Origin of the sequence: Streptomyces calidiresistens, assembly GCF_014141525.1 — a bacterium.
Lineage (GTDB): Bacteria > Actinomycetota > Actinomycetes > Streptomycetales > Streptomycetaceae > Streptomyces > Streptomyces calidiresistens.
In genome coordinates, this window is record NZ_VKHS01000218.1 from 1 (window position 1) to 7137 (window position 7137).

At 71.1% G+C, this 7137-nt stretch carries 4 protein-coding genes; 1 reads left to right on the top strand and 3 read right to left on the bottom strand.

The genetic code is table 11. The annotated features are described in order from the left end of the window. The coding region (locus FOE67_RS11450; protein WP_182663233.1) for an MDR family MFS transporter at window positions 1-1618 on the bottom strand (1618 nt) is incomplete at its 3' end. A gap of 118 nt (window positions 1619-1736) precedes the next feature. On the opposite strand from FOE67_RS11450, the gene FOE67_RS11455 reads away from it, so the two are divergent. Then, entirely contained in the window at window positions 1737-2378 is a 642-nt protein-coding gene (locus tag FOE67_RS11455; RefSeq protein ID WP_182663235.1) for a TetR/AcrR family transcriptional regulator, read from the top strand. A 22-nt stretch (window positions 2379-2400) separates the two neighbouring features. Here the strand turns inward: FOE67_RS11455 and FOE67_RS11460 are convergent, their stop codons facing one another. Together FOE67_RS11460 and FOE67_RS11465 are read right to left on the bottom strand one after the other, a co-directional pair. Next, window positions 2401-3783, bottom strand: coding sequence for a GAF domain-containing SpoIIE family protein phosphatase (locus FOE67_RS11460; RefSeq protein ID WP_323384741.1), 1383 nt, complete (start codon window positions 3781-3783; stop codon window positions 2401-2403). Between the two features lie 302 nt (window positions 3784-4085). Beyond that, on the bottom strand, window positions 4086-6623 hold the full coding sequence (locus FOE67_RS11465; protein ID WP_182663237.1) for an ATP-dependent Clp protease ATP-binding subunit: 2538 nt from the start codon (window positions 6621-6623) through the stop codon (window positions 4086-4088). Between the last annotated feature and the right edge of the window lie 514 nt (window positions 6624-7137).

Sequence of the window (7137 nt, forward strand, 5' to 3'; positions counted from 1 at the left end):
GGATGGGGGTCGGGAGGGGCGCCGGCGTGGGACCGCCGACCGCGGCGGGGTCCGGGACGACGGGGGTGTCGGGGGCGGCGTCCGGCACCGGCCCCCTGGCCGCGGGCTCCGAGCCGCCGCGCAGCGGCACCTCGCGGACGAACCAGGAGAGCGCGAAGGCGATGATCGACAGCAGGGCCGCCACGAGGAAGACGATGTTGGTTCCGTCGGCCACCGCCTGCTCGTAGGCGGCGCGGGCGGCCTCGGGAAGGGCCTCCAGGGATGCGGCGTCGAGTTGCGCGCCGGTCTCGGAGACCTCGATCGAGGCGCCGCCGCCGAGCCCGTCGGTGACCCGGGCGGTGAAGAAGGCACCGAGGATCGCGACGCCGAAGGAACCGCCGAGGGTGCGGGAGAGCGTCGCGGTGGAGGAGGCCACGCCCATGTGGGGGATGTCCACGCTGTTCTGGGCGAGCAGCAGGGTCAACTGCATCAGGAAGCCCATGCCGGCGCCGAGGACGGCCATGAAGACGCCCGAGGTCGGCGTGGTGGTGTCGGTGCCCATGGTGGAGAGCAGGAAGAGGCCGGTGGTGACGAGACCGGCGCCGATGATGGGAAAGGCCCGGTAGCGCCCGGTGCGGGTGATGGTGCGGCCCACCAGCAGGGAGACCACCATCATCGACAGCAGCATCGGCAGCAGGAGCAGACCCGAGTTGGTGGCCGAGGCCCCCTGGACCGTCTGCTGGTACAGCGGGAGGAAGACCATCGAGCCGAACATCACGAAGCCGAGCAGGAAGCCGATGACGGTGACCAGGGAGAAGTTGACGTTGTGGAAGAGCCACAGCGGCAGCAGCGGTTCGGCGACCCGGCGCTCCACGAGGACGAACACGATCATCGCCGTGACGCCGAGCACGCCGAGGCCGATGATCATCGGGGAGGTCCAGGCGTACTCGCCGCCGCCCCAGGTGGTGAGGAGGACCAGCGAGGTGATGCCGGTGACCAGCAGGGCGGCGCCGGGCCAGTCGATGCGGGCCTCGGAGCGGCGCCGGGGCAGGTGCAGCACGAGGCCGATCATGATGAGCGCGACGGCGCCGAGGGGGATGTTGATGTAGAAGGCCCAGCGCCAGCCGAGGTGGTCGGTGAGGGCGCCGCCGAGGAGGGGACCGCCGATCATGGCGACGGCCATGACGCTCGCGAACAGGCCCTGGTAGCGGCCGCGCTCGCGCGGGGGTATCAGCTCGCCGATGATCGCCATGGTGCCGACCAGCAGCCCGCCGGCGCCCAGGCCCTGGAGGGCGCGGAAGCCGATGAGTTGGCCCATGGTCTGGGCGAGGCCGGAGGCGGCGGAGCCGACCAGGAAGATGCCGATGGAGGTCAGGTGGATGCCCTTGCGGCCGTAGAGGTCGCCGAGCTTGCCCCAGATGGGGGTGGAGGCCGCGGTGGCCAGGGTGTAGGCCGTGACGACCCAGGAGAGGTGGGCGAGACCGCCCAGCTCGCCCACGATGGTCGGCATCGCCGTGGCGATGATCATGTTGTCGAGCATCGCGAGCAACACGCCGATCATCAGCGCGAACAGCACGACGCGCACCCCGCGCGGCCGTTTGCCGGACGGGGTGGTCTCGGATGCGGTGGTCTGGTTCATGCTCTCCCCGGAGATGCCGGCCCACCCTACTTACTTGCCGACCGGCTAGTTCAGTACACTGGGGAAGATACGCCCGAAACTAGCCGGGCGTCAAGTAAGTGATGGGGAGTGGCCGGACATGACGGATACGGGGAGCACGCGGGTGCGCCGGGGCGACACCCGGCAGCGCATCCGGGACGTGGCCCTGCGATTGTTCGCCGCCCACGGGTACGAGAAGACCTCACTGCGCGAGATCGCCGAGGAGATCGGGGTCACCAAGGCCGCGCTCTACTACCACTTCAAGACCAAGGAGGACATCCTCGTCGCGATCCACGACGACTTCACCGGCCCGATCGACGAGCTGATCGCCTGGGGGCGGGAGCAGCCGCGGACGGTGGAGACCGCCCGGGAGATCCTGCGCCGCTACAGCCTCGCCCTGGAGGACGCCTCCGACCTGTTCCGCTTCATGCAGGAGAACGCGGCGGTCATCCGGGACCTGAGTCTGCACGAGCGCTTCAAGGAGCGCTCCCTGGTCATCGCCCGGCTGATCAGCCCGCCCGGGGCACCCCTGGAGGAGCGGGTGCGCGCCGTCGCCGCGCTCTACACGATGCACGCCGGCGTGTTCGCCATCGCCCAGCACCTCGACGAGGAGGTCGGCTCCGAGGAACGGCGGCTGGCGGTGCTGCGGGTCGCGGAGGAACTGGTGGTGCGGGCGGCGGAGCAGTGCGGGCGCGAGGCCGCCCGCACCGGCGGGAAGGACACCGGGGAGACCGGGAACTGATCCGGGAGGACCCGGGAGGACCTCAGGACCCGCCCGCCGGGTCCGCCTCCCCGCCGTCGGAAGGCGGGCCGGGAGGGACCCGCACGGCCAGCAGGGCGGTGTCGTCCCCGGCCCAGCCGCCGCTGTACTCGGCGATGACCTCGCCGAGCCGGCGGACGATGCCCTCCGCGTCCAGCCCCTCGCAGTCGGCCAGGGCGGCGGCCAGGGCGGCCTCGCCGAACAGCGACGGGGGACCGGCGTCACCGGTGCGGCGGGCCCGGGCCTCGGTGGCGCCATCGGTGTAGAGCAGCAGCGTGTCCCCGGGAGCCAGCCGGAACCGGACGTCGGTGAGGTGCACCTCGGGCAGGACGCCCAGCAGGCTGCCGTGCCGTCCGACCTCCCGGACCCGGCCGTCGGCCCGGCGGACCAGGGCCGGGGGGTGCCCGGCCGTGCACAACCGGCCCGTGACCCCCTTCGGGGTGGTGCGGAAGGTGACGTGGACGGCGGTCAGGAACCGCTCGCCCCGGCGTTGGTCGAGAAGCGCCGAGTTCAGGTGGTCCAGGACCGTGGCGGGCGAGAGGGATCGACCGGCCTCGGCCCGCAGGGTGTAGCGGGCCAGGGCGGTGACCTTGGCGGCCTCCACGCCCTTGCCGCACACGTCGCCCATCACCGTGCTCCACCAGGGGCCCCTGACGTGGAAGAGGTCGTAGAAGTCGCCCACCACGGCGGTGCCACCGGCGGCGGGCAGGTAGGAGGCGGCCGTCTCCAGACCGGGCACCTTCTGCACCACCGGGGGCAGCAGGCTGTCCTGGAGGCTGCGGGCCAGCGTATTGGAGGTCTCCAGGGCTCCCCGGGCGCGCACGAGGGCCTCCCGGGTGGTGGCGAGGGCCGACCGCAGGTTGATCTCGTTGCCGACGGAGCGGGCCATGGCGGCCAGTGCGGTCAGTTCGGCGGGCCGCCAGACCCGGGGGTTCTCGTCGATCACGCACATGCTTCCCAGCACTTCCCCGCCCGGTCCCCTGACGGGGTACCCCGCCCAGGCGCCGATCCTCATCGGCCGCACCGACGGGTGTCCGGCGGTACGGGGGTCCTCGGCGGCGTTCTCCACCACGAAGGGCTGTCCGCCCAGCCCCACGAGGAAGTAGCAGAAACTCTCCTCCACCGGGCTCCCCCGCTCGGAGATCTTCCGGACGTCCACCCCGACGCACGACTTCCAGAACGAGCGGTGCTCGTCGACCAGGGTGATGAAGGCGCGTCCGCAGCCGGTGCTCGTGGCCGCGACCCGGGCCAGGTCCTCGAAGGCGTCCTCCGGGCCGGTGTCCAACAGACCGGTCGCCTCCACGGCGGCCAGCCGGGCCGGGTCCGACAGGGCCGCGGGCAGACCGTCGGCGCGCAGCCCACCGGCGAACATCGAACTCGATGTCACGGTTTCCCCGTCCTCGGTCCCCGCTCGCGAGTGGACGGGAATCGGTATGGCGGTCACGGACCCGCGCACCGTCACGTCAAGGGACTCGACGTGTTCTCCACCGTAACCGATACGAACGGGAAGGCCCTGTCGTCTCCCGCCCCGGCGATACGGCCGGCTCCCCTGCCCGGGGACGCACGGGTGGCGTACACCGTCCTCGCGAGGGACGCGGGCCCGACCGGGAAACGCGGCGGCCCCCGCACACCCGGGGGTGTGCGGGGGCCGCCGTTCACGCGGTGCCGGGGGGACGCCCCCGGTCCGGCTCAGGCCTCCTTGGCCAGGTTGGGGCCCTTGGAGAGGTTCGCCCGGGCACCCGCGCCGACCGGCGGGGCGTCCGGCAGGGCCGGCTTCTCCTTGCCGCGGAAGGTGAACTTCGCGTCCTTGCCCTCGCCCTCGGTGCCGACGACCACGATGTGGCCGGGGCGCAGCTCGCCGAAGAGGATCCGCTCGGACAGGACGTCCTCGATCTCCCGCTGGATGGTCCGGCGCAGGGGCCGGGCACCGAGCACCGGGTCGTAGCCCCGCTCGGCCAGCAGGTTCTTGGCCTCCGTGTCCAGCTCCAGACCCATGTCCCGGTCCCGCAGCCGCTCGTCCACCTGGGCGATCATCAGATCGACGATCCGGATGATGTCCTCGCGGGTGAGCTGGTGGAAGACCACCGTGTCGTCGACACGGTTCAGGAACTCCGGCCGGAAGTGCTGCTTCAGCTCCTCGTTGACCTTGGCCTTCATCCGCTCGTACCCGGTGGTCACGTCACCGGCGACGGCGAAGCCCATGTTGAAGCCCTTGGAGATGTCCCGGGTGCCGAGGTTCGTGGTCATGATGATGACCGTGTTCTTGAAGTCGACGACCCGGCCCTGGGAGTCGGTCAGGCGACCGTCCTCCAGGATCTGCAGCAGCGAGTTGAAGATGTCCGGGTGGGCCTTCTCGACCTCGTCGAAGAGGACCACGGAGAACGGCTTGCGGCGCACCTTCTCGGTCAGCTGACCGCCCTCCTCGTACCCGACGTAGCCGGGCGGGGAGCCGAACAGCCGGGAGACGGTGTGCTTCTCACCGAACTCGGACATGTCGAGCGAGATCAGCGCGTCCTCGTCGCCGAAGAGGAACTCCGCCAGCGTCTTGGACAGCTCGGTCTTGCCGACGCCCGAGGGGCCGGCGAAGATGAACGACCCACCGGGACGCTTGGGGTCCTTCAGCCCGGCACGGGTGCGCCGGATCGCCTGGGAGAGCGCCTTGATGGCGTCCTCCTGGCCGATGACCCGCTTGTGCAGCTCGTCCTCCATGCGCAGCAGCCGGGAGGACTCCTCCTCGGTCAGCTTGAAGACCGGGATGCCGGTGGAAGCGGCGAGGACCTCGGCGATCAGCTCCTCGTCCACCTCGGCGACGACGTCCATGTCGCCGGCCTTCCACTCCTTCTCCCGCTTGTTCTTCGCCTGGAGCAGCTGCTTCTCGTCGTCGCGCAGCGAGGCGGCCTTCTCGAAGTCCTGCGAGTCGATCGCGGACTCCTTCTCGCGACGGACCTTGGCGATCTTCTCGTCGAACTCGCGGAGGTCCGGCGGCGCGGTCATCCGGCGAATGCGCATCCGGGAACCGGCCTCGTCGATCAGGTCGATCGCCTTGTCCGGCAGGAAGCGGTCCGAGATGTACCGGTCGGCCAGCTGCGCGGCGGCCACCAGCGCGGAGTCGGTGATGGAGACCCGGTGGTGGGCCTCGTACCGGTCCCGCAGACCCTTGAGGATCTCGATGGTGTGCGGCAGCGAGGGCTCGGCGACCTGGATCGGCTGGAAGCGGCGCTCGAGCGCGGCGTCCTTCTCCAGGTGCTTGCGGTACTCGTCCAGGGTGGTCGCGCCGATGGTCTGCAGCTCGCCGCGGGCCAGCATCGGCTTGAGGATGCTGGCGGCGTCGATCGCGCCCTCCGCGGCGCCCGCGCCCACCAGGGTGTGCAGCTCGTCGATGAACAGGATGATGTCGCCGCGGGTGCGGATCTCCTTGAGCACCTTCTTCAGGCGCTCCTCGAAGTCACCGCGGTAGCGGGAGCCGGCCACCAGCGCGCCGAGGTCCAGGGTGTAGAGGTGCTTGTCCTTGAGGGTCTCGGGCACCTCGCCCTTGACGATGGCCTGCGCGAGGCCCTCGACGACGGCGGTCTTGCCGACGCCGGGCTCGCCGATCAGCACCGGGTTGTTCTTGGTGCGGCGGGACAGCACCTGCATGACCCGCTCGATCTCCTTCTCGCGCCCGATGACCGGGTCGAGCTTGGACTCGCGGGCGGCCTGCGTGAGGTTGCGGCCGAACTGGTCCAGCACGAGCGAGGTGGAGGGGGTGCCCTCGGAGGGGGCACCGGCGGTCGCGGCCTCCTTGCCGCCGGAGTACCCGGAGAGCAGCTGGATGACCTGCTGCCGCACCCGGTTCAGGTCGGCGCCGAGCTTCACGAGGACCTGGGCGGCGACGCCCTCGCCCTCGCGGATCAGGCCGAGCAGGATGTGCTCGGTGCCGATGTAGTTGTGGCCGAGCTGGAGGGCCTCGCGGAGCGACAGCTCCAGGACCTTCTTCGCCCGGGGGGTGAAGGGGATGTGGCCGGAGGGGGCCTGCTGCCCCTGGCCGATGATCTCCTCGACCTGCTGGCGGACCGCCTCAAGCGAGATCCCGAGGCTCTCCAGGGCCTTAGCGGCGACACCCTCACCCTCGTGGATCAGGCCCAGGAGGATGTGCTCGGTGCCGATGTAGTTGTGGTTGAGCATCCGGGCTTCTTCCTGAGCCAGGACGACAACCCGCCGCGCGCGGTCGGTGAACCTCTCGAACATCGTTAATCGCTCCTCAGAGCGGTCAGGCAGTAAGGGGTCGGTCCCCTCTCTGTCCTTCCGCAGCTTAGTCCCGCGGCCCGGGACCGCTCATTCCAACTGCCGACGCCCGTCCGGATCACCCCCCACCGTCGAGGAGCGCGGCCACTGGCCTCCTGCCCGAACAGCCGACATCCGTTACAACCGGATCCCGGAAGACGTTGTTCCCGCGGGCCGGGCGATTCCACCCGCACCGGCTACGCCGACGGCGAACGCCGGGGCGCGTCCGGACCGGAGGGAACCCCCTCGACCGGCGCGGACGCCCCGGCTTCCGGGTGTGTCTCTCTTCCTACCCCCCCAGGCTGACACTCCATGCGGGACGGGGCCGGCACATCCGCTACCGGCGAACGCCGCGTCACCCGGGGGACCGGATCACGGACCCCCGGTGACCCCCGCGCCGGCACGATCCGGGCGCGGGACCCGCGCGGGGGCGCCCCCGGGACCCGGCCGGGAAACGGCGCACGGCGGGGCCGGGTGG

What these genes read in the sequence shown, in the direction of transcription:
- FOE67_RS11465 (WP_182663237.1), bottom strand. Translation starts at nt 6,623, where the DNA reads ATGTTCGAGAGGTTCACCGACCGCGCGCGGCGGGTTGTCGTCCTGGCT.
- FOE67_RS11455 (WP_182663235.1), top strand. Translation starts at nt 1,737, where the DNA reads ATGACGGATACGGGGAGCACGCGGGTGCGCCGGGGCGACACCCGGCAG.